The 25,866-nt window shown below is 67.3% G+C and carries 24 protein-coding genes and 1 pseudogene; 9 read left to right on the top strand and 16 right to left on the bottom strand.

The features are described 5' to 3' along the window. Window positions 1–448 precede the first annotated feature (448 nt). Window positions 449–724 (top strand): GNAT family N-acetyltransferase, encoded by a 276-nt coding sequence (locus tag ACYCO6_RS16645; protein WP_459773029.1) that lies wholly within the window; start codon window positions 449–451, stop codon window positions 722–724. Window positions 725–832: 108 nt separating this feature from the next. Here ACYCO6_RS16645 and atzF read toward each other — a convergent pair whose 3' ends face one another. From atzF to ACYCO6_RS16620, 5 genes are read right to left on the bottom strand one after another with little or no spacing between them, the layout of a single operon-like run. Next, complete coding sequence (atzF, locus tag ACYCO6_RS16640) at window positions 833–2,680, bottom strand: allophanate hydrolase (RefSeq protein ID WP_459773028.1); 1,848 nt, start codon at window positions 2,678–2,680, stop codon at window positions 833–835. Continuing rightward, window positions 2,670–3,584 carry a polysaccharide deacetylase family protein gene (locus tag ACYCO6_RS16635; RefSeq protein WP_459773026.1) on the bottom strand — a complete coding sequence of 305 codons (915 nt, stop codon included), beginning with the start codon at window positions 3,582–3,584 and terminating at the stop codon, window positions 2,670–2,672. Before ACYCO6_RS16635 ends, atzF begins: the two co-directional genes overlap by 11 nt. Next, window positions 3,584–4,366 carry an ABC transporter ATP-binding protein gene (locus ACYCO6_RS16630; RefSeq protein ID WP_459773024.1) on the bottom strand — a complete coding sequence of 261 codons (783 nt, stop codon included), beginning with the start codon at window positions 4,364–4,366 and terminating at the stop codon, window positions 3,584–3,586. The genes ACYCO6_RS16635 and ACYCO6_RS16630 overlap by 1 nt, the downstream gene beginning before the upstream one ends. Further along, window positions 4,359–5,228: an ABC transporter permease gene (locus tag ACYCO6_RS16625; protein WP_459773022.1), complete on the bottom strand. Its 870-nt coding sequence runs from the start codon at window positions 5,226–5,228 to the stop codon at window positions 4,359–4,361. Before ACYCO6_RS16625 ends, ACYCO6_RS16630 begins: the two co-directional genes overlap by 8 nt. Next, window positions 5,225–6,175, bottom strand: coding sequence for an ABC transporter substrate-binding protein (locus tag ACYCO6_RS16620; RefSeq protein ID WP_459773020.1), 951 nt, complete (start codon window positions 6,173–6,175; stop codon window positions 5,225–5,227). Before ACYCO6_RS16620 ends, ACYCO6_RS16625 begins: the two co-directional genes overlap by 4 nt. A gap of 117 nt (window positions 6,176–6,292) precedes the next feature. Between ACYCO6_RS16620 and ACYCO6_RS16615 the strand changes: the two genes are divergently transcribed. After that, window positions 6,293–7,189, top strand: coding sequence for a LysR family transcriptional regulator (locus ACYCO6_RS16615; protein ID WP_459773019.1), 897 nt, complete (start codon window positions 6,293–6,295; stop codon window positions 7,187–7,189). Window positions 7,190–8,165: 976 nt separating this feature from the next. Continuing rightward, window positions 8,166–10,262, top strand: coding sequence for a TonB-dependent receptor (locus ACYCO6_RS16610; RefSeq protein ID WP_459773596.1), 2,097 nt, complete (start codon window positions 8,166–8,168; stop codon window positions 10,260–10,262). Between the two features lie 189 nt (window positions 10,263–10,451). On the opposite strand, the pseudogene ACYCO6_RS16605 reads toward ACYCO6_RS16610, so the two are convergent. From ACYCO6_RS16605 to ACYCO6_RS16590, 4 genes and pseudogenes are all read right to left on the bottom strand, one after another. Beyond that, window positions 10,452–10,592 (bottom strand): annotated as a pseudogene (locus ACYCO6_RS16605) (IS3 family transposase); the annotation flags it as partial. A 1,066-nt stretch (window positions 10,593–11,658) separates the two neighbouring features. Beyond that, the gene (locus ACYCO6_RS16600; RefSeq protein ID WP_459773017.1) at window positions 11,659–11,904 is read right to left on the bottom strand and encodes a hypothetical protein; all 246 of its coding nucleotides are present in this window, start codon (window positions 11,902–11,904) and stop codon (window positions 11,659–11,661) included. Between the two features lie 697 nt (window positions 11,905–12,601). Further along, entirely contained in the window at window positions 12,602–13,087 is a 486-nt protein-coding gene (locus ACYCO6_RS16595; protein ID WP_459773015.1) for a hypothetical protein, read from the bottom strand. Window positions 13,088–13,130: 43 nt separating this feature from the next. Next, entirely contained in the window at window positions 13,131–13,397 is a 267-nt protein-coding gene (locus ACYCO6_RS16590) for a hypothetical protein (protein ID WP_459773013.1), read from the bottom strand. A 366-nt stretch (window positions 13,398–13,763) separates the two neighbouring features. On the opposite strand from ACYCO6_RS16590, the gene ACYCO6_RS16585 reads away from it, so the two are divergent. The 4 genes from ACYCO6_RS16585 to ACYCO6_RS16570 all read left to right on the top strand — a co-directional run bounded on the left by ACYCO6_RS16585 (window position 13,764) and on the right by ACYCO6_RS16570 (window position 15,482). Further along, entirely contained in the window at window positions 13,764–13,952 is a 189-nt protein-coding gene (locus ACYCO6_RS16585; protein WP_459773012.1) for a hypothetical protein, read from the top strand. Continuing rightward, the gene (locus ACYCO6_RS16580; protein WP_459773011.1) at window positions 13,942–14,130 is read left to right on the top strand and encodes a hypothetical protein; all 189 of its coding nucleotides are present in this window, start codon (window positions 13,942–13,944) and stop codon (window positions 14,128–14,130) included. The genes ACYCO6_RS16585 and ACYCO6_RS16580 overlap by 11 nt, the downstream gene beginning before the upstream one ends. A 279-nt stretch (window positions 14,131–14,409) precedes the next feature. Beyond that, a complete protein-coding gene (gene fixJ / locus ACYCO6_RS16575) occupies window positions 14,410–15,024 on the top strand; it encodes a response regulator FixJ (protein ID WP_459773009.1) in 615 nt (204 codons plus the stop codon). After that, entirely contained in the window at window positions 15,021–15,482 is a 462-nt protein-coding gene (locus ACYCO6_RS16570; RefSeq protein WP_459773008.1) for a response regulator transcription factor, read from the top strand. The genes fixJ and ACYCO6_RS16570 overlap by 4 nt, the downstream gene beginning before the upstream one ends. 314 nt (window positions 15,483–15,796) lie before the next feature. Here the strand turns inward: ACYCO6_RS16570 and ACYCO6_RS16565 are convergent, their stop codons facing one another. From ACYCO6_RS16565 to ACYCO6_RS16545, 5 genes are all read right to left on the bottom strand, one after another. Beyond that, window positions 15,797–16,294: a hypothetical protein gene (locus ACYCO6_RS16565; RefSeq protein WP_459773007.1), complete on the bottom strand. Its 498-nt coding sequence runs from the start codon at window positions 16,292–16,294 to the stop codon at window positions 15,797–15,799. Window positions 16,295–16,397: 103 nt separating this feature from the next. Further along, a complete protein-coding gene (locus ACYCO6_RS16560; protein ID WP_459773006.1) occupies window positions 16,398–16,763 on the bottom strand; it encodes a hypothetical protein in 366 nt (121 codons plus the stop codon). An 805-nt stretch (window positions 16,764–17,568) separates the two neighbouring features. Then, window positions 17,569–17,817, bottom strand: coding sequence for a hypothetical protein (locus ACYCO6_RS16555; RefSeq protein ID WP_459773005.1), 249 nt, complete (start codon window positions 17,815–17,817; stop codon window positions 17,569–17,571). Window positions 17,818–18,872: 1,055 nt separating this feature from the next. Next, window positions 18,873–19,772 carry an outer membrane protein gene (locus tag ACYCO6_RS16550; RefSeq protein WP_459773004.1) on the bottom strand — a complete coding sequence of 300 codons (900 nt, stop codon included), beginning with the start codon at window positions 19,770–19,772 and terminating at the stop codon, window positions 18,873–18,875. Window positions 19,773–20,163: 391 nt separating this feature from the next. Next, entirely contained in the window at window positions 20,164–22,962 is a 2,799-nt protein-coding gene (locus ACYCO6_RS16545) for a hybrid sensor histidine kinase/response regulator (protein ID WP_459773002.1), read from the bottom strand. A gap of 499 nt (window positions 22,963–23,461) precedes the next feature. On the opposite strand from ACYCO6_RS16545, the gene ACYCO6_RS16540 reads away from it, so the two are divergent. Further along, window positions 23,462–24,472, top strand: a complete 1,011-nt coding sequence (locus ACYCO6_RS16540) for an HWE histidine kinase domain-containing protein (protein WP_459773000.1) — start codon at window positions 23,462–23,464, stop codon at window positions 24,470–24,472. Window positions 24,473–24,689: 217 nt separating this feature from the next. On the opposite strand, the gene ACYCO6_RS16535 is transcribed toward ACYCO6_RS16540, so the two are convergent. Further along, window positions 24,690–24,902 carry a hypothetical protein gene (locus tag ACYCO6_RS16535; protein ID WP_459772999.1) on the bottom strand — a complete coding sequence of 71 codons (213 nt, stop codon included), beginning with the start codon at window positions 24,900–24,902 and terminating at the stop codon, window positions 24,690–24,692. Between the two features lie 183 nt (window positions 24,903–25,085). After that, window positions 25,086–25,280 (bottom strand): hypothetical protein, encoded by a 195-nt coding sequence (locus ACYCO6_RS16530; protein ID WP_459772997.1) that lies wholly within the window; start codon window positions 25,278–25,280, stop codon window positions 25,086–25,088. Between the two features lie 283 nt (window positions 25,281–25,563). Here ACYCO6_RS16530 and ACYCO6_RS16525 point away from each other — a divergent pair, with 283 nt between their 5' ends. Further along, on the top strand, window positions 25,564–25,791 hold the full coding sequence (locus ACYCO6_RS16525; RefSeq protein ID WP_459772996.1) for a hypothetical protein: 228 nt from the start codon (window positions 25,564–25,566) through the stop codon (window positions 25,789–25,791). Window positions 25,792–25,866 lie beyond the last annotated feature (75 nt).

Raw genomic sequence — 25,866 nt, 5'->3', positions numbered from 1 at the left:
ATCGGTCACGCTTCAAGTCCCTGCAGACCGGCCGGGCCGCGGGAGGGCTTGAATTCGGCTGTCTACCCCACCCTGTACCCCGGACTGCGGGCGACAAAGGGTTTGGCGGCTCCTGGGCCGTCCGGGCCAGCTTGTTGGTCCACGGGCTGCCTCTTCGCGTCCGAGGGGCGCGCCGGCCGGAACCAGGTACCTCCTAGAACCCCTCGCCTGGGCGTGCCCCATCGGATGATAAGAGGAGGCGGCCGTGACCCGGCTCCGATCGGGCTGTTCATCGATCCGAAAAGGCAGTGGAGAGCCCGCCATCCCGGGCGCGCAACGGGGCTTGTCGACAGGGGTGATGGCGCGGGGGCGGGACCTTGGTTCGCGATCCGACGGTCTCGGTCCGACGCGCGGCCGAAAGGGTTATGCAGGCGGGGTCATCATCGGGGCCGAAGAGAGGGAGACGCGAATGACGGATGCGCTGCGCGACAACGTCGACCAGGGCCGCTTCGAGTTGGCGGTCGGCGGCGACGTCGCATTCGCAACCTATCGCCGGGAGGCGGGCCGTCTGATCATCAGCTACGTCTACGCGCCGCCCGTCCTGCGCGGCACCGGGGCGGCCGACCGGCTCATGGAAGGGGTGGCGGCGCGGGCCCGGGCAGGCGGCGAACGGATTGTGCCCCTGTGCGGCTACGCCAGGGCTTGGCTGCACAGGCACCGCGCGCATCATGATCTGCTCGCGTGAGGAGCGGCCAGGACCGGCCATTCGAGTCGATCCGAAGCGGGATCATCGGCAGAGCGACGCGGGCGGCCGGCCCTTCAGGTCCAGGAGGCCCTCAGCGGCGGCAGCCCGCTAAGCCGCCGCACGACCGGCCATGTAGCTGCGCCAGCCGCCGAACCGCGTGATGTCCGTCGCACCCGCGACGCCGGCCGCCTCGACCAGAAAGCCCTTCGGTGCGGTCCCGTCGGCGAGCCGCAGGGTGCCGATGCCGAGCGGCGCCGGGATGCCGGCCACGAAGGTCCCGAAGGCGGCGGGCGGCAGCGCCCACACCTCCGTCTCGATAGCGCCGCCTTCGCCCGGGGCCACCCGGAGCAGGCCGGGGCGCTGCGGGGGTCCGCCCGGCAGGGCGTAGAGGCGGTAGTCCGGCTCGGTCTTGATCGAACGCAGGTACCGGGCGCCGCGCCCGGCCAGTTCGCGGTTCAGGGGCAGCCCCGACAGATGCGCGCCGACGACCGCCAGCTCGATCTCGCCGGGCCTCGCCCAGGCCGGCCCCGGCTTCGCCGCCGGGACCGGCGCCGTGCCCGCGCCGATCCGGCCGGCGGAGGCCGCATGCAGGCGCGCGCCCAGAGCGGCGAGCAGCCCGTCGGACCCGCGCGGTGCGAGCAGGGTGATCCCGGCGGGGAAGCCGTCGGCGCGGGGCCGCCCCGGGACCGCGAGGGCGCACCAGTCGAGCAGATTGACGAAGTTGGTGTAGGTGCCGAGCTCGCTGTTCGGTCCGACCGGGTCGGCCTCCACGGCGGCGCGGGTCTGCGGGCGCGGGTAGGTCGGTACGGCGAGCACGTCGATGCGGTCCCAGACCGCGTCGGCTTCCTGGCGCAGCTCCGCCAAGCGGTAGAGGCCCGCAAAGGCATCCGCGGCGCTGTAGCGTTCGGCGGCTCCGATCACCGCCCGCGTCGTCGGGTGCAGGATCCCGGGGCGCGTCTCCATCACCAGGCGGATCGCCGCGTAGCGCTCGGCGACCCACGGCCCGTCGTAGAGCAGGCCCGCGACGGCGAACATCGGGCTCAGGTCGACCGAAACCGCCGCGCCGGTGAGCGCTTCGAGATCGACGGCCGTCGCCGCAAAGGCCACCTCCGAGAGCCCGTCACCGCCGAACCGGAGGCTCGCCGCGTCCGGGAGCCCCAAGCGCAGGCCCGGCGGAAGGCCGGCGGGCGCGGGCGGCACGGGCAGCGCCCGCGCCCAGGGATCGGTCTTGTCAGGACCCAGCATGACCCGGAAGGCCGCGTCGGCGTCGGCGACGGTGCCGGCGAAGACCGAGAGTGTATCGAGGGTGCGGCAGGCCGGCAGCATGCCGCGACTGGAGACAGCGCCGAGGGACGGCTTCAGCCCGACGACGTTGTTGAGCGCCGCCGGCACCCGCCCGGAGCCCGCCGTATCGGTCCCGAGGGCGAACGACACGATCCCGTGGGCCACCGCCACGGCCGAGCCGCTGCTGGAGCCCCCGGGCACGTAGGCCGGATCAATGGCGTTGCGCGGGACCGGGTAGGGGGTGCGCAGGCCCACGAGCCCGGTGGCGAACTGGTCGAGATTGGTCTTGCCGATCAGGACCGCCCCGGCTGCGAGCAGGCGTGTCACCGCGGGCGCGGTCTCGGCCGGCGTGTAGGCGAAGTCCCGACAGGCGGCGGTGGTCGGCAGGCCGGCCACGTCGATGTTGTCCTTGACGGCGAAGGGCACACCCCAGAGCGGCTGCGACGCGGGATCGAAGGGCGGGAGCGCCGCCGCTTCCGCCAGTGCTTCGCCCTCCGGCACGAGCGCGAGGAAGATGCCGGGATCGCCGACCGCGGCGAGCCGCCGGTAGGATTCGGCCACGACGGTGCGCGGGTCGAGACCCGCGGCGTAGGCCGCGTGCAGGAGCGGGATCGTCGGAAAGGGAGGCACGGCGGCTCCTCGTCTCAGGCCAGCTCGGGGGTCAGGACGCATCGCCGGTGGCGCGGTACCAGTCGAGGATCTCGGTCCCCTGCATAAGGACCGTGTCGCGGCGCGCCAGGATGGCGTCGAGCAGCCGCTCCAGCAGGCCGATCCGGTGCGGCACGCCGGTGATGTAGGGGTGGATCGCGAAGCTCATCACCTTGGCCCCGCCGAGGGGGCCGGAGCCGGCGGCCTCGGCGGCGAGCCGGTCGAGATGGGCGAGCGCCCGCTCCACGAACTCGTCGGCCCGGTGGTGCTGGATGGCCAGCAGCGGGATGTCGTTGAGCTCGACCGAGTAGGGGAGGGCGACGAGGTCGCCCGTGCGCGTCGCCACCCGGCAAGGGCGGTCGTCGAGCACGAAGTCGCCGACGTACTCGAGGCCGGCCGCGTGAAGGTGGTCGGGCGTGTCGAGAGTCTCGGTGAGGCCCGGCCCGAGCCAGCCGCGGGGCGGCCGCCCGGTCGCCTCGGTGATCGCCGCGACCGTGCGGGCGATCATCTCCGGCTGGTCCGCGACCCTGTGGGTCGGGACCTGGTGGAAGCCGTGGGCCATGAACTCCCAGCCGGCCGCGTGGGCCGCCTCGGCGATGCGGGGATAGGCCGTGCAGACCGAGCCGTTGATCGACAGGGTCGGGCGGATGCCCCGGCTGGCGAACGCCTCGAGGAAGCGCCAGAACCCGACCCGCATGCCGTATTCGTGCCACGCCCAGTTCGGGATGTCCGGCAGCAGGCTCGCGGCGGCCGGCGGCACCAGGATCTGGCGCGGCATCGGGTGGTCGATCAGCCAGTGCTCGACGTTGACCACCGGCCAGACGGCGACGTGCCGGCCCCCGGGCAGGGTCAGGCGCGGCCGGTCCACGGCGGCGCGGTAGGCGAGGCGGTTCTCGGGCCGGCGGGGATCGTCGGGGGTGGTGTCCATCAGGCAGCGGCCCGCAGGGCGTGGTGGCTGTGGAGCTGCGCCGCGAGCATCCGGCGCAGGTCGTTGAAGGCCGGGCTCGACACGTCGCGCCGCCGCGGCAGCTCGACCGGGTAGATCGCCTCGATCCGGCCGGGGCCGGGCGACATCATCACGATGCGGTCGGCCAGGAAGATCGCCTCCTCGATGGCGTGGGTGACGAACAGGATCGTCAGCCCCGTCCGCGACCAGAGGTTGAGCAGCTCGTCCTGCAGCCGCTCGCGGGTCATGGCGTCGAGCGCCCCGAAGGGCTCGTCCATCAGCACGACCTCGGCCTCGTTGGCGAGCACCCGCGCGATGGCGACGCGCTGCTTCATCCCGCCCGAGAGCTGGTGCGGGTAGGCGTCGGCGAAGGCCTGGAGGCCGACGAGGGCGATGTAGCGCCCGGCGATGTCGCGCACCTCGGCGGCAGGCCGCCCGCAGGCCTTCGGGCCGAAGCCGATATTGTCGCGCACGGTGAGCCACGGGAACAGGCCGTAATCCTGGAAGACCATGCCGCGACTCGGTCGCGGCCCGACGATGGGCTTGCCCCACATGAGGGCCTCCCCGGCGGTCGGGGCCTCGAAGCCGGCGGCGACCCGCAGCAGCGTCGACTTCCCGCAGCCCGAGGCGCCGAGCAGGCAGACGAACTCGCCCCGGGCGACGGTGAGGTTGGCCTCGCGCAGAGCCTCGGTCCGGCGCCCGCCGGCCGCGTAGGTCTTCGAGACCGCGCGCATGTCGAGGATCGGGATCGTGGGGTCAGCCATGATTCGGACTCCAGGCGAGCAGCCGGCGGCCGAGCTGCATGACCAGCCAGTCGGAGACGAAGCCCGCGACCCCGATCACCGCCATGCCGCAGATCACGATCTCGGTGCGCGAGAGCTGGCGCGCCTCCATGATGATCGCCCCGAGGCCGGTCTGGACGCCGGTCATCTCGCCGACCACGATCACCACCCAGGCGAAGCCGAGGCCCAGACGCAGGCCGGTGAAGATCGACGGCAGGGCCGCCGGCAGCACCACGCGGACGAACTGCGCCGGACCGGTGCAGCCCAGCATCGCGGCCGCCTCGAACAGGCGGGGCTCCACCGAGCGGACCCCGAACACGGTGTTGACCAGGATCGGGTAGAACGCCCCGAGGAACACGAGGAAGAAGGCCGAGCGCGGCCCGAGGCCGAACAGGATCATCGCCAGCGGCAGCCACGCGGTGACCGGAACGGGGCGCAGGACCTGAAGCACGGGGTCGAGGAGCGCCCGGATCAGCGGGACGCGGCCGATCAGCAGCCCGAGGGGCAGGGCGGCGGCCGCCGCCAGCGCGAAGCCGCCGTAGACCCGGCTCAGCGACGCCGCAAGATGGGTCCAGAGCGTGCCGCTGAACGCGTCGTCGTTGACGCCGCCGACGGCGAGATCCCGCAGCTCGGCCCAGACCTCCGCGGGGGGCGGGATCAGGCTGTAGGGCCGGCCCGCGGTGGTGACCTGCCAGACCGCGACGAGCGCGGCCGGCACCACGCAGGCGAGCGCCAGCCGGCGCAGGTGGGCGAGCCCGGGTCCGGCCCGGCCGGCCCCGCGGGCCGGGGTCGGCGTCGCCGGCGCCGCCACCGGCAGGGCGCCGGCCTCGATCCCGGTGCTCACGCCCGCCCCAGCGCGTCGACGAAGCGGGTGTCGATGAAGCCGGGCTCCGGCAGCCGCTTGATCTGCTTGAGCGTCAGCATGTGCTGCGCGTAGGCGTCGGCCTGCCGGACCTCGTTCGGACCGAGGCGCCAGGTCAGCTCGACGTTCGGGGCCGAGAGCTCGAGCGCTTCGCGCTTCTGCCCGAGCTTCGCCACCGCCATGGCGATCATCGCGTCACGGTCGCCGGCCGCGAAGTCCGTCGCCTTGCGGTGGATCTCCAGCATGGTCCGGACGAGGTCCGGCCGCTCGGCCAGCGTGTCGCGGTGGGCGCCGAACACCATGTTCAGCGCGCCCATCTCGGTGCCGTAGGGGTACTCGACGAGCTGGCCGACGCCCGAGGCAAGGCTGACGCCGGGGCCCGGCTCGGCGCCGACATAGGCGTCGACGTCGCCGCGGGCGAGCGCGATGTGCATCTCCGAGAAGGAGACCCGCACGGGGGTGATGTCCTTCACCGAGAGGCCCTCCATGCGCATCCGCTCCAGGACGAAGACCTCCTGGGTGCTGCCGGGCCAGATCGCGACGCGCTTGCCGCGCAGGTCCTTGATGGCGCGGATATCCGAGCCCTTCTTGGCGATCACCGCCATCCCGCGGTTGCAGGTAGAGGCGATGACCACGAGCGGCTCGCCGGCGGCCGCGCCCAGCGTCGCGGCGGCGATGCCGAACGTGCCGAAATCCACCGACTTGGTGACCACCGCATTCTTGCATTCGGTGGGACTCTCGAAGGGCACGACCTCTACCTTCACGCCCGCGGGGGTGAAGCGCTCATAGAAGCTCGGCGCGATCGAGTGGATCAGCTTGAGCGAGCCCATCCGGATCGTGACGGGGGCGCCCTGGGCGCGGGCTCGGGCCAGGGGGCCGAGGGCAAGGCCGGCCCCGAGACCGGCCAGGAGGGTGCGGCGGCGGATCATCGAACGGCTCCTGCAGGGTCCCGATATCCGGACGCTAGGGGCGACGCCTGTTGCGAGGAAGTGCTATTTTCTGAGCGATCCGTTGCCTCGCGGGCAACGGCTGGGTAGGATGCGGGCGTGAAGCACCTGCGGACCGTCACCTACGTCGCCGAGGTCGCCCGCGCCGGCTCGATCCGGCGCGCCGCGGAGCGCTTGAACCTGACGCCCTCGGCCCTGACCCGGCAGATCCAGGATCTCGAATACGAGCTCGGTACGCCGATCTTCGAGCGCCTGCCGCAGGGGATGCGGCTCAACGCGGCCGGCGAGCTCTTCGCCCGGCACATCCGCGACCAGGCGGCCGATCTCGATCGGGTCCGCTCGCAGATCGCCGACCTGTCGGGGGTGCGGCGGGGGCACGTGGCGCTCGCCTGCAGCCAGGCCTTCGTGACGCAGGTGGTGCCCGAGGAGGTCGAGGCCTACCGCGCCCGGTTTCCCCAGGTCGGCTTCACCGTACAGGTCCGCGACCACGCCCAGGCGGTGACCGCCCTGGCGGCCTTCGAGGCGGATCTCGCCCTGATCCTGCAGCCGCCGCCCTCGGCGGAGTTGCACCCGCTCTATTCCGGCCACCAGACCCTGTGCGCGCTGATGCGCCGGGGCCACGAACTGGCGGCGGAGACCGGGCCGGTGCGGCTGCGCGACTGCCTCGCCCATGCCCTGGCGCTGCCCGACCACTCGCTCGCCATCCGCCACCATATTGAGCACGCGCTGGCCCGCCGCGGCGTCGAGTTGCGGCCGGTCGTCGAATCGGGCTCGCTGGAATTCCTGCGCAACCTCACGCTGCGGGAGGATGTGGTCAGCCTGCAGATCCCCAGCGGCATCCCGGAGGATCCGCGCCTGCACAGCCGCCCGATCGACACCCGCGACCTCACCCCGATGACGCTGGTCCTTGCGCAGCTGCGTGGGCGATCGCTGTCCGTGGCGGCGGCCAAGTTCGCCGATCAGCTTGTCGTACGACTTAATCGGGACGCAGCTTGACGACGTGTTGAGTCTGGCAGGCGATCGGCTGGACGAGGAAGGCGGTCGCGCTCGGCGAGAATGAGAGCCGCCACTGAGACCACCTTGGTCATGGAACAGATGCGCCAGATCGCATCGGCCTTGTGGATCACCCGCGACGCTGCGGCGGAAGCCGGCGTTCTCCGGCAGGTGGCGCTGCCGGCACCGCCGATGAGCGGGTCGGCGTCTGCGATCGCGCCGGCGGTGACGTCAGCATCAAGGCGATCGCCAGGCGGCCGAGGCGGGCAGGGCAGTAGGCCGGCGTGCTCTGCATCGTGCCGATGGAGAGCACGCGCCAAAGACAGCACCGCCGAAGAGGCGGGCAGACGCGACGACCTCGACGCCGGTCCGCGCACCCGGACGGAGCATTGCCGGCGCGGACCCTCCGCTTTGTGCCTATGCCGGTCATTCAAGGGGCCTCTGACGCTTCCCCGCGGCGGACATTCGGCGTGACGGCCACGACATCGAGCCATTCGCAGTAGGGCTCATTTCTGGAACACGCTCGGGTAGTACCAAGGCCGCCAAAATTAACCTAGAGCTTAAGAACCGTAGGCCTTTGGCCTTGAAACGCACAGCCTCCGTCTGATCGCCAAGATCCTGCTTTTAGTATTTCTAATGAACGGTTGCATTTCAGCAACAATGTGAAGACTCTTTGCTCGCCATGGATGATGCTCGAATAAGTTCATGAGGCGAAAAATTTCGCACTCGCAGCGATTAAGCTCAAAAGATTGGATTTTTAGTTATATGAATTCCAAACTAAATGCCTGGGCGGACTCGCCGGCTCGCTTGCATCATCGATGAAGCTCGATAGACGCCTGACGCGATATCGCTCGCCGTGTTCGCCGGCATCTTTCACGCGTTTCGGCTGTGATGAGCGAGCACGAGGTCATTTATGCTTGCTCCCTCCTTGTCTTCGCGTGCCCTACTGTCGACTGCCTGCCTAACTGCCATCTTGCAGATGCAAGCTCGGGCGCACGAGGCAGTCGCGGGTGGCGCATCTGAGGCCGTGACGCTGGAGGAGCTCAGCGTGGCGGCGACCCCTATCGGAGAGCCGCAGGGGGGTGTCACGGTCGGCTACCTGACCAAGCAGACCCGCAGCGCGACCAAGACCAACACGCCGCTCCTCGACACGCCGCAATCCATCACCATCGTCACGCAGGAGCAGATCCGGGACCAGAACTTCCAAAATCTGACGGACCAGCTCCGCTACGTGCCGGGCGTCGTCCCGGCCCAGGGTGAGAGTAACCGCGACCAAGCGATCATCCGCGGCCAGAACACGAGCGCGGACTTCTTCGTCAACGGCATGCGTGACGATGTTCAATACTACCGCGACCTCTACAACGTCCAGCGCGTGGAGGTGCTCAAGGGCCCGGATTCCCTGATCTTCGGGCGCGGCGGCGGCGGAGGCATCATCAACCGGGTGCTCAAGGTGGCGGACGGCCTTCCGGTCCGCGAGATCGTGGCGGGCGGCGGCCAGTTCGGCGACAAGCGCGTGGCTGTCGACGTTGGCGACCGCTTCAGCGACAGCGCCTTCTTCCGCCTCAACGGCGTCTTCGAGGATTCGGGCACCTTCCGGCAGTTCGGCGACCTCACCCGCTACGGCATCAACCCGACGGCGACCTTCCTCATCGATCCGCAGACGACGCTGCAGCTCTCCTACGAGTACTTCCACGATAACCGCTTCCCCGATCGCGGCATTCCCTCGCAGTTCGGACGGGCGTACAATTACCGCAACAATATCAGGACTTTCTTCGGCAACCCGGACGTCAACTTCACCAAGGTGGACGCCAACATCGCCACCGCGACCCTCGACCATCTTTTCGATAACGGCGTGCAGATGCACAGCCAGCTCCGGTTCGCCGACTATGACCGCTACTACCAGAACACGCTTCCGGGCAGCGCGGTGAACAGTGCCGGCACAGCGGTCAGCATCACAGGCTACAGGAACGACACACCGCGGACGAACTACTTCAGTCAGAACGATTTCACCTACAGCTTCCTCACCGGCGACGTGAAGCACACCCTGCTCGGCGGCTTTGAGCTCGGCCTTCAGGAGGGGGCCACCTTCCGGCGAACGGCGTTCTTCGCCCCGAATTTCGCAACGAGCGTCGTGGCCAACCCGCTCTCGCCGATCACACGCGCGCCCGTGACCTTCCGCAACAACGGCACGACCGATGCCAACAGTCGTTACAACCTCAACACGGCAGCGGTCTATGCACAGGACCAGATCGATCTGAACCCTTACGTGCAGATCATCGGAGGTCTGCGTTATGACTACTTCAACTTCGCCTCGACGGATCAGCGGACCCTCGTCACGAACGATCGGATCGACAACCTCATGTCGCCGCGCGCCGGTCTCGTGATCAAGCCGCTGGCGAACCTCGCCTTCTACGGCAGCTACAGCGTCTCCTATCTACCGAGTTCGGGCGACCAGATCGGCGCCTTCACGCCGGGCCTCGTCATCTCGAAACCCGAGGAGTTCCAGAACCTTGAGGTCGGGGTGAAGTACGACGTCAACCCGGCCTTCCAGCTCACTTTCGCTGCCTACAACCTCGATCGCCGCAACCAGCGTCTGCCAGATCCGAACAATCCCGGCTTCTTCATCCTGTCAGGCCAGACAAATACGCAGGGCATCGAGATCGGCGCCAACGGCTACGTCACCGATTGGTGGCAGATCGCGGGCGGCTACGCGCTCACCGACGCTCGCATCGAGAGCGCGACGTCAGCCACGATCATTAAGGGCAACACGGTTGGCCTTGTGCCGTTCAACTCGATCTCGCTCTGGAACAAGTTCGCGGTCACAAAGGAGTTCTCGATCGGCCTCGGCTACATCTATCAGACGCATACATTCGCATCGTCGGACAACACCGTCCGGCTGCCGGGCTACAATCGCTTCGATCTGGGTCTGTTCTACCAGATCAACGAGTTCACCCGAGCACAGGTGAACATCGAGAACATCTTCGACCGGCGCTACATTTACACGGCCGACAACAACAACAACATCTCGCCGGGCGCACCCCGAACCATCCGTGCCCAGGTCATCGTCAAGTTCTGACCGTTCTCATCTGTGATAAAGCGCACATCGAAGCGCGCTTTATCACAGCAAAACCTCCGGGATGGGCGGATCTAATCTCGAGAATGCCACATAATTTTAGCCCAACAGATCGTATGGATCGAGCCAATTGCGAGGCCACTCTATTCCATAACCCGACCGGTATGTTGGACCGGGCTCATTGCGAGGCTCCTGCATGGCGGCGGGCATGGGTCGCTGGAAGGCCGGATCCGGGAACGTGACGGGCGCGGGCGGCCGATAATCCGCGGACGAGTGCGGCCCCACGCGGTTGTAGGTGGTTTGCCAGAGGCCGATCACGGCGTGCGCTTCTTTTGCTTCGCCGTGCTGACGCGCAGGTAACTCACGAAGCGGCCACTCGGCATGTCGCGCACTCCCTCTGCGGTTTCCCATCCGTTCGTTGGCTAAAACGTTACGGGAGGGAAGGGGGCAGCGGCCGGAGCGTTCGTCCATGCCCCGCGTTGCTATCGCAGACAGCTTCTACGCGGGTTCCGGCGATGATCTGGATGCGACTGCTCTATGCGAGCCCGAACGGCGGCCGATGGCTCTTGGTACACGACGAGGCGAAGGGACATCCCTTCATCCTGCACGAGCCGAACCCCGCATCCGGCGGGCCGTCGGTTGAGATCGAACTCGGATCCTTCCTGGTTGCCGGCGGAGGCGAACCAGAGCACCTGGAGCTTCTCCGGCTGATCGGAACGCTCGCCAGAGATGCTCCCGCCGCAGAGGATGTCTCCCGCTTGGCGAAGCCTGAGGAGCCCTTCCATTCGAAATGGGTTCCATCCGGCCGTGTGAACTGAGAAGCGTTACCCAGCGTCGCCGCGTAGCCCGCCTCGACCTCAGCGAGCAGGTACTTCGTCTTCGTGTTACCGCGTCGACCACTTTCCGCAGACGGCGGATACCAGCTTGGCGCCGGGGCCGTGCGGCCGCTCGATCGGCTATCCGCCAATCGCCAGGGCGTCGGTCGCTAGCCGGTTGACCAAGGCATCCCGCCTTGCCTGACGCAGCACAATACGGGCCGCTGCCCGGGCATTGGCCGCGCGTAGCACACCTTGTGGGCCGCCATCGCGCAGGGCGCGCCACGCCATCGCGCGGAACCACCGTATGTTGGCGATTGCCACAACATGGCGATGGGTCGCAGGGCCGCGCTGCCGCGAGCCGTCCAAGCTTATCGTCTTCATAAGAGCAATCCTGGACGGCAAAATACGCCCGCCCGCGAACTGCCTTCGTGTTCGCATGTCTTGAAAAGTTTAGCAATACTTAATTTAGGGGAGGCGATGGAAGGCTTAACGAAAGTTAATCGGTTTTGCCTCTGGCCGCTCACGTGATCCTCCAGGGCCGCGTATGGCCGGGAGACGGGAGCCGCCCGAGCCGAGGACCGTCACCACGCTCCAGCGAGTGGGTCGGCGGCCCCGTAGGCAATGACGGTGAGCCCGGCCGGCACCTGCCCGCAATCCTGACAGCGTACGCGGCGCGCCGCCTCGATCACGTCCTCGCACGGGGAGGCGCGCAGTTCCTCCCAGGTGCGCTCAGTGCCGCAACCGCATCCCGGGCAGCGCGGGATGCGCAGCCCCCGATAGCCCTGCAAACGCCAGTCCTGAACTGTCTGCGCCACGACACAGCTCATGAGCGACCTCCTTCATTCAGCGCGGCGGCTCGTATCCAGATTCGATGACAATCTGAATTGCCCCGTCTGACCGTGGATACAGGCCGCCCCGAACCCCGAGCATTCGCATTCGTTAGAGTCGCCCGCTGCCCGTCCGCGGCCTCGAGCGCTCGCCTACGCGGCGCGTCGGGGTGCTGGATCGTTTGCAGCGCGGGGCAGGACAGCGGCCTCTGACATCCCGAGGTGAACAGGCGTGCTGACGGGCCGATCTCTCCTGAGAAGAGCGAGGAGCAGGCCGGTCAGCATGCCTGCCGCACTCGCGACGGCAGGGACAAGGAGAAGAGCGCCAAGTCCGAGGGATGACCACGTCAACACCAGCACAGCGAGATCGCCGCTCAGGGTAGCCGCCACCACAACGAGCATTTCTCGCCCCTGATGTAGTTCTGATGTGCGCTCTACATGCTGGTGGCTAAATCCATCATTGGGCAATGCATATAATCCGTTTGGGGGAACCTCGGCCGAATCCAGATAGATCGCAACGTCGGGGCCGCCCCGCGGCAGCCCTTTGACGGTTCCGCATCCGCAACCTGCGGATCGCAAGACTGAGCGCGCCGCCTGGGCAAGGCTCAGGACGACGAGCGCCGTTTTACCGGTCGAGGCGCTGCTGCCAGGCTTCAGGTGCCGGTCGGGCTATGTGAGGCGGCTGGGATAGACCAAATTATTGCAGCTGCTTCCCAATCAAGCCCGGCATTCTCAGGCTGTTGAGGTAGGCCCGCTGGAGGGGGCACCAGAACGCGGCGCCGCTGTCGCGGATCTGCGCCGTGTCCTCGGTCTCGGCGTTGTTCATCGCTTGCAGCAGCCGATCCTTCCCGAAGCGGGCGAGCGACTGCGAGAAGAGCGTGCTCCCGACCTCCTGCAACTGAGCTTGGTCGACGGCGTAGAAAGGCGCGCAGTTCCGACTGATGAGGGTCACGCGGACGATCATTTGGGCCGCTTGGGCGAGGCGAGCGGCATCCTGCGGCGGCAACGCGCTGCGCGTGTCGGTTGGCCCGGCGACAGCACTGCCGCTCGCGAGCGCAAAAACGAGCAGCACCCAGCGCGCCAGTGAGAGGCGACGGAGGGCGGGAGATCGAGCGCACTCAGCTGCGCTATCTCGCCGGGCCGCCTCCTGCGGATCGTAGGTCTGGTCGTGCTGCGCGGGCATGGGCTCAACATGACGGACGGTGGGACGGGTGTCGAGGCGCTGGTCAGCCCTGCTGCCGGCCTTCGGCCTCGGCTTCGTGCAGCACGATGAACTCGGAGCACAGCCGCTCCAGGGTATCGCGGGGCTCCAGGCCCGGCTGGTTGTGCTTGGCCTCAGCCCATGCCTCAACGGCGGCCTCAGCGCTCAGGTACACCGCCATGTCTTGCGTGAGCGAACGCGCCGGGCCGAAGCCGAGCCGGTCCGCAACCTCGCGCTCCACGGCCGTCATCGCGTCAAGAACGCGGGAATGGGTGTTGTGCATCTCGATCATGCTGACACTCCGGTCGACACGGGTGTCTCGGACGCTCGCGGTTCGGTGCCCACGACTTTGAACCGGCCGCGGACGCGCTGCCGGACGCCCGAAAGCTCGCGCACGATGAGCATAGCATGAAAGTCGCCGCCAAGCGCCTGCGACGCGATTGACAGCGTGGCCGCCCGCCGCAAGCGGTTTCATCGGGCGAGACCGAGGACACCTCGATCCCAGTGTTGCTCAGAGATCTCGACAATGTCCGGGCCACCACAGATTCCGCACTCAGGCTGAGGGAGGCCATGATGCTGACAGCCAGGATGATGATTGCTCTGTTTCGGAGGGAGAATGCTGATCTGTCTCACCTCCAGCAGGCCGCGGCGACCGTCTATGCCCCGGGCAGGCGAGCTGGCCGACGCCTACCGTGGGACGGTCCTGACCAAGGTGCCCGACAAGCGCGCCACCACGGTGCGCACGCTCGCTGCCCAGGTCCGAGCCCAGCGCTCCAGGCAGCAGCCGCGGCTCCGGGTATTGGCCGAGCCCTCATATTGCGGCTACAGGTCCGGCCATGTCCGATAAGCTCAACGCCCTCCTCGAACGCCTCAAGGCGCACCAGCGCGATCTCATCTTGGCGATGGCCGAGCATGATGGGATGCCGGCCGGGAGCGCTCTTCGCCAGGTCGCCGAGCTGGAGAACGTCATCGCTGCGGTTGAGGCAATCGCAGCCGAGGAAGCAGACCGAGCCCGGCGGCCCTGAACATCGCCTTCATCTTCATGATGGCGCAGTACGGGCTGCGGGCGGTGACTTCCATGGCCACTGGGGTCAGACAGCCGAATTCGATGGCCGCCGAAACGCATCCACATTTATAGTCCTTGATTATGAATCAATTCAAGAAAGGCAGGCAATATCTGTCGTATAATGGTATCGGTTTGTTTTATTCGGCCGGCGGCCTCGTGTCTGGATTGACCGCGGCTGCAGGAGGCCCTGACGGGAGCCGCAGCCTGACATGGGCATTTGCGGAGGGGCTGTTGATCGATGCCATCCAGCCTTGTGCACGTGGTGGATGATGACCCGGCCATGCGGGACTCGCTCGCCTTCCTGCTCGAGGCCGCCGGCTTCGACGTGGCGCTCTACGACAGCGGGTCGAGCCTCCTGGACCGGCTCCCGAAGTCCGCACGCGGATGCGTCCTGACCGATATCCGCATGCCCGGCATCGACGGGCTGGAACTGCTCCGCCGCCTGCAGTCGGCGGGCCACCACCTGCCCTTCGTCATGATGACGGGGCATGGGGATGTCCCGCTGGCGGTCGCCGCGATGAAGCTCGGGGCCTGCGACTTCATCGAGAAGCCGTTCGACGACGACGCCCTCGTCCAGGCCCTGCACGCCGCCCTGGAGCGCAGCGGCGCGACCGACACCCCCGATCCGATGCTGCAGGACTTCGTCCGCCGGGTCGACACCTTGAGCGAACGCGAGCGGCAGGTGCTGGAGCACTTGGTCACCGGCAGCACCAGCAAGGAGATCGGCCGCGCCCTCGCGATCAGCCCGCGGACCGTCGAGATCTATCGCGCCAAGCTCATAGCCAAGACGCAGGTCGGTAGCTTGCCAAAACTGGTGCGCTGGATGCTTCTGACTGGGATCAGCAAAGATTGATCCGCCTCAAGAGCGGGGAACCTGTAGACCATTCAGGTGTTTCTCCGACTCGATGGCGTTATCCGGTCCGGCATATGCGCCGCACGGCGCTTAAGAGCAGCTTCATGCCGATTTTTATGGTCGATGATGATGCGGAAGTTCTGAATTCGGCGCGTTTCGTGCTGGAAAACGAGGGCTACCCTGTCGTTACCTTCGAGAACGGCAGCATGCTTCTGGCGGTATTCCCCGGCGCGAAGCCGTGCTGCATCATCATCGACTACATGCTGCCGGACATGACCGGCTTGGATGTCTCGGAGCGTCTGTCCGCCCAAGGCGTGACTGCCCCTACAATCATCATCACGGGCCATCCGAGCGCCGCGATTCGCGAGAAGGTCGCGCAGGCAGGCTTGCCGCTGGTCGAGAAGCCTCTGGTCGAGGATCTCCTCAGTGCGATTGAGGCGATCGGGCCGCTGCAGTGAGTCTGCGGTCGTACAAGGAGCGCATCAGCGACCGACCTTGCCGCTACGCTTTCTTCGCGCTGGGTGGCACAGTGTCCCACCATGCCGATCCGCTGTTCCGGCGCAAGGCGCTGGGACCTGTTCGGCGGCCGCTGCCCCTGACGACCAACCATGTTGCAGGCCAGCGAGTGCCCACAGCTTCATCGACAGGAGGATCGCCGGCGTATCGATGATCGGGCGCCCGCCTGCCGACCGCGTGATAGTCGGCGCGATATCACCTTCAACCAGGACGCGGGCGGGATGGCCCGACAGCAGGCCTCAGACGTGCTGGCAACTCACCGCCAGAAGAAGCTCAGGCCCGGGTTGCCGTTGAGGTTGCCGTTACCGGCTCCGATATTGCCGTTGCCGTTGCTGCTACCGCCGTTGAGGTTGCCGTTGCCAGCGCCGATGTTCCAGTTCCCGTTCCCCGCGCCGGAATTGTAGTTTCCGTTGTAGGCGCCGACGTTGTGCGAGCCATTGTTGGCTCCGCTGTTTCCCATCCCGTTGAACGCGCCCACGTTTCCGGTCCCGCCATTGAAGGCGCCGATGTTGTTCGAGCCGCTGTTGAAGGCGCCCATGTTGCCGTTCACGATGGGCGTTCCGGTGCCGTTGCCATTGCCGGTACCGTTACCCGAGCCCGAGTTCCAATTCCCGTTCCGGCTTCCGTTCAGGGAGCCGAAGTTCCCGTTGCCATTGCCGACGCCATTCCCGATGGCGAAGATTTGGGCCTCGGCCAGCGAAGGGGCCGTGAGCAGAGGGCCGAGGAAGGTCAGGGCGAGAAGGAGAGGTTTCACACGATGCTCCCTGGTTCGGGCTGACTCGCGAGGGGACGATCCTCACCGCGTTGGCGACGGCCGTCCACGGACGACCGTCGCACGCGTCTCGGGTTCACGAAGCTCAAGGGCTGTTGCGGTTGCCGTTGCGGTTGCCGTTGAAGCTGCCGAAGTTGTTGATGCCGTTGAAATTGCCGTTGCCGATGGCGAACACGTTCCGGTTGCCGTTGAGGTTGCCGTTGGCGTTGCCGGTGTTGATGTTGCCGTTACTGTTACCGTTGCCGAAGCCAACGAAATTGAAATTCCCGTTCAGGTTGCCGTTGCCTGAGCCGACATTGCCGTTGCCGTTGAGGTTGCCGTTCAGGCTGCCGAAGTTGAAGTTGCCGTTGCCGTTGCCGTTCAGCGAGCCGGCATTGGCGTTGCCGTTCCCGTTGCCGTTACCCGAGCCGACGTTGCCGTTGCCGTTGCCGTTGCCGTTGCCGAAGGCCAACTGAGCCGACGCCATCGAGGGCATGCCGGCAAGGGCGACGACGGCAACAGCCGAGAGCAGAAACGTTCTCATCGCAATCTTCCTGTCCGATGCTTACCCGAGCCCCTCTGTCGGGGCGGGCGATGTGGTCCGTCACTCAGGGCGAGCAACGCGGGCAGGCTGCGAAGTTGCGCAGGAATGGCCTAGGTATGAGTTCGGAGTAAGCTGTATGGGCTAGCTTATTTGGGCTAAGTAAATCTACGTATCAGGCGCCCCATCCAACGCCGGTCGGCGCATTGACGTACGAATAGAAGCTCCGAGCGCGGAGGGTTATGTGTTGGTGTTTGGAGCGTAGACGAAGGCCGACTCGCGGATGCGTACGGTGCGGCACGTCGACCAGACGAGCATTGTTCCCGACGGGAACAATGCGCTGGCCGTCACGGCCTCGGCTTGACCCGAAGGCGATCCACGAGGCCGGGTACTACGACCACAGCGACATCCCAGAGCACCCGCGGGCCGGCGGCATCTGCATCGAGGAGATCCGGGTCTCGCCGACCACGTTACTTAGATGCCCGGGCAACGCCCGCCGCAAGCTGCTGGCGCTGGACCACCTGCCCAGTGGCCCGACCGGTATGTTGGACCGGGCTCGTTGCGAGGCTCCTGCAGGGTGGCGGGCATGGTCTGCTCCACGCTCGGCCTCTGTCCTCGTCGCATCGCCAACTCCCCTGGACCGGGCTGATCCTCTGAAGCAGCCCGGTCCAAAGCCAGCCGGCCAGGACAAGTTGGTAGTCCTCTATGATGCCGCGAGTTTGGGCTGCGCGATCGGTTAGACCCGCGGCGACGGCTCCGCGGCTGCCGCGCCTGGCTCCGGCTTGGGCCCGCCCAGCGGCGTAACCCCGTGCACGAGCGCCTGTGCCACTAACCACTCGCCGAGCTTGTGGGCAGCGTTCCAGTCGAAATCGGCGTAAGCGTGCTCCTGGTCGCCGTGCATCGTCAGGGTGACGCCGTCCCGACCTGCTTCAGCATGGATGTCACCCGAGTGGAAGCGGGCCTCTACGTGGATGCCGTCGCCCATCGCATCGCTCCCTTGTCGGCCACCCCTCCGAGTTACTGCAGCCCGTCTTAATCGTCCATTGGAGGCCGCGAAACTGATCGCCGTCTAGCCGCGGAACGGCACGCTGCGCGTCGATGGCTGCGGCGCGCTCATGATCGGCACAGTCTCGGCGCGCTGTCGACGTGAACCGGGTGCTGTTCGAGAGAACCGCCACCGATCGGAATAGGCCGGGCCGAAAGTGGGGCTTCCCGACCTGGGAGGACGAAGGCGGGTGCAGACCGCATGACGAAGCGACCGAGACAGCCGAGGAAGCCGTTGGCATTGAAGGCGCGGTGCCTGACGATAGCTGATGCGGCGGTCTATTGCGGACTGACGCCGGGCAGCTTCCGGGACGGGGTCGCGCAGGCTCCAACCGCACTCCCGGGCACCCATCGGTGGGATCGAAAGACAATCGATTTCCCTCTCGACCGCCTCAGCGGGATCTGGCGCTCGTGCGCGAGTGGCTCGACGCGGCCGGCATCACGGAGGGACCGGTATTCCGGCCGGTGTCGCGATCAGGGCGGGTTCGACACGCTGGCGAAGGCTCGACTGAGCCACGCCTGACAGCACAGGACGTGGTCGACATCATCAAACGGTACTGCGCCGCTGCCGGGCTCGATGCCCCGGCCTTCGGGACTCAAAGCTTGAGGGCTGGCTACATCACCAGGGCGGCTGGGCGCGGCGCCGACCGCGCGCGGATCATGGACCAGAGCGGCCACCGGAATCCGAGAGCCGTGGTCGGCTACATCCGGCGCGCAAACGCCTTCAAGGGGGCACTCAGGGAGCGGATTTCTCTAAGGGTTCTGGAGGCCAGCCACGGCCGCAGCATGGAAGCCGAGCCTCACATGGCAAACGCCCCAGGAGCGGGGCTCCTGAGGCGCTGCCGACCTCGCGGCCAGTCTGATCGGGCTGGGGATCCGGAGGCCAACCGAGTTCCAGTGTCATCTGCGGCAGGAGGGGGATGAGGGAGACCAGACCCTCGTGCCCACCCGCCGCGCTCGTCCCGGTGCACAGGCCGAGAGCGTTCCGGATCGGTTTTAGTACGAGCCGAACTTGTAGTTTACGCCAGCACGGATGACGGCGAAGGCGTTCTCGTTGCGCAGCGGGATGTTGTTGAACACCGGCACCAGCCCGGCGCCGGTCACAAGACCACCCACCAGCGGCAGACCCGTGCTCCGACCCCGATCCAAGTTCACGTACAGGCCTTCGACCTTCACCGTCACGGCCGACGAGCGGAAGAAGTTCAGGAAGCTGTCGGTGGGCAGGGCGTGCTCGATGCCGCCGCCGACCGTCCAGCCGGTGACGAAGTCGCTGCGGCTGCCGGCGAAGTTCTGGAAGGCGACGCGCGCGCCCTGATCGCCCGTGGCATAGGCGAAGCCGCCCGTGGCATAGAATAGGGTGCGGTCGAAGGCGTAACCGAGGCGGCCGCGCACCGTGCCGAAGAAGTCGAGCGTGCTCAGCAGGCCGTCAGCCGGCACGAAGGCGCCGAAGGCCGGGCCGGGCGCGCCGGTCAGCAGAAAGCTCTGACGACGGCGGCCGAAATCGAGGTACTGGGCGTCGGCCTCGAAGCCGATCACCGCGCCCGAGCCCGAGCCCGGGGTCAGCTGCCAGTTGTAGCCGATCTGGCCGCCGCCAGAGAACCCTTCGTTGTTGTTGCTGGCGTAGGTGAGCGCAGAGCCCGGCGCCAGGATGGCCGGGACGAAGGCACCGGCGGGGGTGATGGCGATGGGGCTGCCGGCCGTCTGCACGAAGCCATTGGCCCGGTTGGAGCTGGCGTCGAAGCCGTAGCCCGCGTTGAAACCGGCGTAGAAGCCGGTCCAGGTGAAGACCGGGACGGGGGTGAACACCGGCGGCGGGGCGCGACGCGGCAGGTCCGCCGCAGAGGCGGCGGCGGTGAGGGCGGTGAACGTGGCCAAAGAGGCCAGAAGCTTCTTCATAACTACGCTATCCCCAGAACGGTTGCCCGATCAACAGACAAGGTAGCGGAGATAGTTCAGCATCGATGTATCGGACCGGTCACACTCGCCGCGAAAATGGGGCATGTAGAGGTTTCGCCCGCCACGGGATTCAGCAGTACTGTCCTGCAGTCCGAGGTCGCCTTACCTCGCCCGCTCAAGGGCAGTTGAGCGCGTACACCCGGCGCTCTAGCGCAGTCAGCTCATCTTGGTTGTGTGATCCAGGGTACGGTTTCGGCGTCGCCGAGGCTGACTTCAGCCGCACCCTGTTGGAGGCTGTGGCGGGGCAGGCGCTTTCGCTTGGCCCGACACTCGTTCGTCACCGCCTTGGTGCCGGTCGCATCGAGCGCCCGAGGCCTCTATCCCTCGCGGCTCAGGCCAGTTCGATCATGTCCCGAATGCGCGTCGCCAGCGTCTCCATCACGAACGGTTTCGTCAGAACTTGCATGCCGGCATCGAGGTAGCCGTTGCCGACCGCCGCGTTCTCCGCGTAACCGGTGATGAATAGGACCTTCAGACCGGGCCGGGTGACGCGCGCCGCGTCCGCCACCTGCCGCCCATTCATGCCGCCTGGCAGGCCGACGTCGGTGATCAACAAGTCGACGCGCACGTCGGATTGCAACACCTTCAGTCCGGATGGACCGTCGGCGGCCTCGATGGCGGTATAGCCCAGGTCCTCCAGCACCTCCGTCACCAGCATGCGGATCGAGGGCTCGTCGTCGATGACGAGCACCGTCTCGCCCTGTTCCGCACGAGGGGCGTCGGCGAAGTCCGGTATTGCTTCGGTCTCAGGGGCAACGCCGTGATGGCGCGGCAGGTAGAGGCACACGGTCGTGCCCTGGTCGACCTCCGAGTAAATGCGCACCTGCCCGCCGGATTGTTTGGCGAAGCCGTAGATCATGGATAGGCCCAGGCCTGTGCCTTGGCCGATGGGCTTGGTGGTAAAAAACGGGTCGAAGGCCCTGGCGATCACCTCCGGGGGCATGCCGGTGCCGGTGTCCGTCACACACAGCGACAGATACTGGCCGTGCGGCAGGTCCCGCTCGCGCGCGGCGCGGTCGTCGAGCCAGCGATTGGCCGTCTCGATTGTGATGCGCCCGCCGTCCGGCATGGCGTCGCGCGCGTTGATGCACAGATTCAGCAGCGCGTTCTCAAGCTGGCCCGGGTCGACCAAGGCAGGCCAGAGGCCGGCGGCGCCGACCACCTCGATCTGGATGGATGGGCCGACCGTGCGCCGGATCAGCTCCTCCATGCCGTGGATGAGGGCGTTCACGTCGGTGGGCTTGGGGGCGAGCGTTTGCCGACGTGAGAAGGCGAGCAGCCGATGCGTCAAGGCGGCCGCCCGCTTTGCCGCGCCCTGGGCCGCCGTCATGTAGCGGTCGAGGTCGGTCATCCGCCCCTGGCTCATACGCGTCTGCAGGAGCTCAAGCGAGCCCGAGATGCCGGTCAGCAGGTTGTTGAAATCGTGCGCGATGCCGCCCGTGAGCTGGCCCACGGCCTCCATCTTCTGCGACTGGCGCAACGCCTCCTCGGCCTCGACAAGGGCTTGCGCCGCCTCCTTCTCGGCCGTGACGTCGCGTCCCACGGCGTGGATGAGATCCTCGGCAGGCACCGCCGTCCACGACAGCCAGCGATAGGCCCCATCCTTCTGGCGATAGCGGTTCTCGAACCTGAGCGTGGTCAGGCCGTTCGACAGCTTGCCGACTTCGGCCAGCGTGGCGGCGACGTCATCCGGGTGGACGAGGTCCATGAACGCGCTGCCGATGAGTTCGCGCTCGCCCCAGCCCAGGAGCGTCGTCCAGGCCGGGTTCACCGCCTCGATGGTGGCGTCGTAGCGCGCGACCAGCATGATGTCGGTGGAGAGCCGCCACATGCGGTCGCGGTCGGCCGTGCGCTCCGCAACCAGCCGTTCGAGCTCCTCGCGCGAGCGCGCCAACACGTCCTGTGCCTCGATGATGTCCTGGATGTCCGTGCAGGTGCCGAACCAGCGCGTGATCCGTCCGGCCCCGTCGCGCATCGGCAGGGCGCGCCCGAGCGTCCAGCGGTACTGTCCGGAGTGGTGCCTCAGACGGTACTCGATGCGGTAAGGCTCGCCCGTCGCGAGCGATTCGCGCCAGAGCGACCAAGTCCGCTCCCGGTCGTCGGGGTGGACGATGCCCTCCCACTCCTCGCCATCCGTCAAGCCTGCCGGTACGCCGGTGAAGTCGTACCAGCGCTGATTGTAGTAGTCGTGGTAGCCGTCGGCCCTGGTCGACCAAACCATCTGGTCGATGGAGTTGGCGATGGTCTGAAACCGCGCCTCCGCCTCGCGCAGCGCGTCCTCGCGCTCCCGTCGTTCGGTCACGTCGCGATAGAACAGGGCCAAGCCTTCCGGATGCGGGTAGGCACGCACCTCCAGCCAGGCGGAGTGCCCGTCGGGCCAGACGTAGCGGTGCTCCAGCGTGAGGGAGATGCGCTCGCGCATCGCGCGCAGATACATCTGGCCGACGGGCATCAGCTCGGAGCCCGGATAGACCTCCCAGTGCGAACGGCCGATGACCTCGCCGGGCCGCCTGTCGTCCAGCCGAAAGCCCTCGGCGTTCATCTGCAGGATGCGGAAGTCGCGGTCGAGCAGCATGAAGCCCTCGCCCATGCCCTCCAGCACGCCCGAGGCGCGCGCCTCGCTGGCGCGCAGCGCCTGCTCGGCCTTCACCTGGGCGGTCGTCTCGGTGCATGCGCAGAACATGCCGCCGACCCCGCCCGCGTCGTCTCGCACAGGTGAGTAGGAGAAGGTGAAGTAGGTCTGCTCGTCCCGTCCGTGCCGGCTCATGACGAGCGGCAGGTTCTCGGCCCAGGTCGCCTCGCCCGCCATGGCCCTGTCGACGAGGGGCGAGATATCGGTCCAGATCTCCGACCAGACGTCACGGAAGCGTCGACCGAGGGCGGTCGGGTGCTTGCCGCCGAGGATCTCCGCGTAGGCGTCGTTGTAGAGGAAGCCGAGCTCCGCTCCCCAGGCCACGAACATCGGGAACTTGGAGCCGAGCATCAGGCTCACGGCCGAACGCAACGCTTGCGGCCAGGAGCCCGGCCAGCCGAGTGGCGAGGCCGACCAGTCATGATCGCGCATGCGCGCGCCCATCCGCTCGCCGCCCGAGAGGAAAGGCAGAGTGGAGGACGAGGTACTCTTGGACATGCGCGGCGGGGAGGGTTGTACGCTGGCTGATGATGGCCCGGAAGATCCGATGCCGGGGGGAAACACCGGAGTGGCACTTGCTCCCGAGTAATGGCGAGTTTGCGGCCGGAACACCGGGACAGCCGTTCAGGGCGGTCCGCTCGGTGAGACGGGCGCGGCTTCCGCACCCACCCTGATGTTCAGCGACCGGAGGTTGCAAGCGGTCCAAGACAGGCCCCCGTCGCGCGGCATGCGCGAGGAGGACGTGCCCGACCCCGGTCGCCGCCCACCCGAGCGGTACCGACGGACCCAGCGACCGTGAACCATTCCGGCAGCCCTTGGTCGGCTCCGCCTGCGTTCATCGCGGCAGCCCGGCAGCCGCCTGGGACGAGGCGGCGCAGCCCCGGCCGCCGCTAGCAACCTGTGACTGCATCAAAGGTTGGATATCGCGTGCAGAGGCCCCATGGCGTACGGCAGGGAACCGGGCCGACGAAGGACGGACTGTTCACGGAGGGTAGCGTTGGCCGAACGGGTCGAGACGGGAAGGTCAGCTGTCGACCTCAGGCTGCTGCGTGCCGCGGTCGAAGCGTCCGGCGAGGCCATCCTGATCACCACGGCCGACCTCGACGAGCCTGGTCCCCTCATCGAGTACGCCAACCCCGCCTTCACCCGCATGACCGGCTACGAGGCGCACGAGGTTGTGGGCCTCTCGCCCCGCATCCTGCAAGGTCCGCGAACGGACCGCGCCGTCCTCGGCCGGCTGCGTTCCGCGCTCGAAGCCGGCGAGGCGATGCAGGCCGAGGCGGTCAACTACCGCAAGGACGGCTCCACCTACGTGGTCGAGTGGCTGATCACGCCGGTGCACGAGAGCGACGGGCGCCTCACGCACTGGGTCGCGACGCAGCGTGACGTGACGGAGCGGCGCGCCTACGAGGACCGCCAGGCGTTCATGGTGCGCGAGCTGCATCACCGGGTGAAGAACACGCTCGCCACCGTCCAGGCCGTGCTCAACGCCACCGTGCGCTCCTCGCTCACCATCCCGGAATTTACCCGCGCCTTGTCGGGCCGGATCACCTCCCTCGCGCGGACGCACGCGCTGATCACCGATGATCAGGCCCAGGCCGTCTCGTTCGAGGGGCTGCTGCGGGCGGAGCTCGACCCCTACAACGAGCGCGGGCGACTGCGTTTGGAGGGACCCGCCGTCGTGCTGCCGTCCGAGCTCGCCGTACCGGTCGGCATGGCCCTGCACGAATTGACCACCAACGCCTTGCGGCACGGCTCCCTGGCGGATCCGAACGGGCGACTTCACGTCCGCTGGCGGCTGGAGGACGGCACGGCCGGCCGAGTCCTGCGCTGGGACTGGAGCGAGCATGACGGGCCGCCCGCCACACATCCTACGCGAGAGGGCTTCGGCTCGCGGCTCCTGAACAAGGTTTTGGCCACACAGACCGGGGCGCAGGTGGTTGTTGATTTCGCGTCGGACGGGCTGCGGGTCTCCGTCCGGATGCCGCTGCCGGCCGGACCGGCCTGAGGACCACCAGCCTCGCCCGGGCCGCAAGCGCCGCCGCATCGACGGTGACGGTTGAGGTCGGGGCACGAGCATCGGCATGGACCGGCTCGACGAACGGTGCGAGCGGGCGTCGGCTGGAGACCCGGCATCATCGGCCAAGCCGCCGAGGTCACGGCCAAGTTCCGGCGGCTGCCTTGTGCGTGACACCCGGTCACGCTCTGCGCTCAGACTGGCGGGATCAAGTCGCCATCAGAAGCATGATGGCGAGCAATCCGCTGAGACCTGCGATGGCGGCGCTCGCTCGGCCGATGCCGACGACAAGCCGGCCTACGCGATCCGAGGCCGCGTTATCGTTGGCCGCCCAGCATAAGCGCCGGTCCGGAACGACGATCAGGTGCAGGCTGGTCTCGCGCCAGGCCGATGATTCCTTCGCTGCGCGCGCCGTACACATCGTCGAACCTCGACCGTATGGGATCTAACCCAACGACCTGTGTTGGGATTCGATCCGTCGACGTGGTGCGACTTGATCGACGCGTTTCAGTCGATCCGGGTGGATCACGTCTTCAGCAGCGTCGGCTGCTCACTCCACAAAGGCACAGCCTCTTTCGATCGCGCAGACCGATCAAGGTGTATGTCAGTCCGGCTTGCCCTTCCTCGGCTTCGTGGCGTCGAGGAGCTTGCGCGCTTCCTCTATCAGTCGATGGCTTCGGGTCACCTCCTGCCTGAGCGCGTCAGCTTGCTGACGCGTTTCTCCGATCAGAGCCCTGCTGCGCACGATGTTCAGATCTTCGGGCGGCTTTTTATTCACGCGCTGAGCCGTGGCGATCATTGCCCCCATCTCAGGGCAACCGCCGTGGCACGATGCGGTTCGGCCCGCCTTGGGCGAAGGCCATTCGAGACGCATGTCCAAGCCGTGTGATCGCCAGAAGAAAGGGGGCTCACGTCCCCTCCATCGTTCTCGGCTGATTGATCCAACGCAAAGATCCGTTCGTCCCTTCGGCTCAGCCTCGCTGCGCTGTCCTTCGGGGTGACAGCCGCTACCGCTGGCGTCTTGGTCGACTTTTCCTCTCCCCAGGGTGCCGGCGGTGGCGTCATCTGCCGAGGCCAGCGCCATGTCAGACGACACGGGTGACCCATCTGGGTCGCCGCCATCGTTCGCCCGCATGCGGTACGCGCTCGTCCTGCTCAACATGCACGGCGAGTGGCGCGATCTCAGATCAATCTACGCCGTCGACGACGCCGAAGCCCTGGCGCTCTCCAAGATCCTGACAGAGGGTCAGCCCTTTGAAGTCTGGCAGGGCTTCCGGTGCGTCGGCGTCTTCTCCGGCACGGAGCACTAGGGTTTGCGCCCGATTGCCTTGACCGTTCGGCCGGCAGCTTGCGCCCTCCGCGGAGGATCGCGGAGGGCGCAAGCT

The sequence above is a fragment of the Methylobacterium sp. CM6257 genome (assembly GCF_054611515.1).
This window is presented reverse-complemented; position numbering and strand designations above follow the sequence as displayed.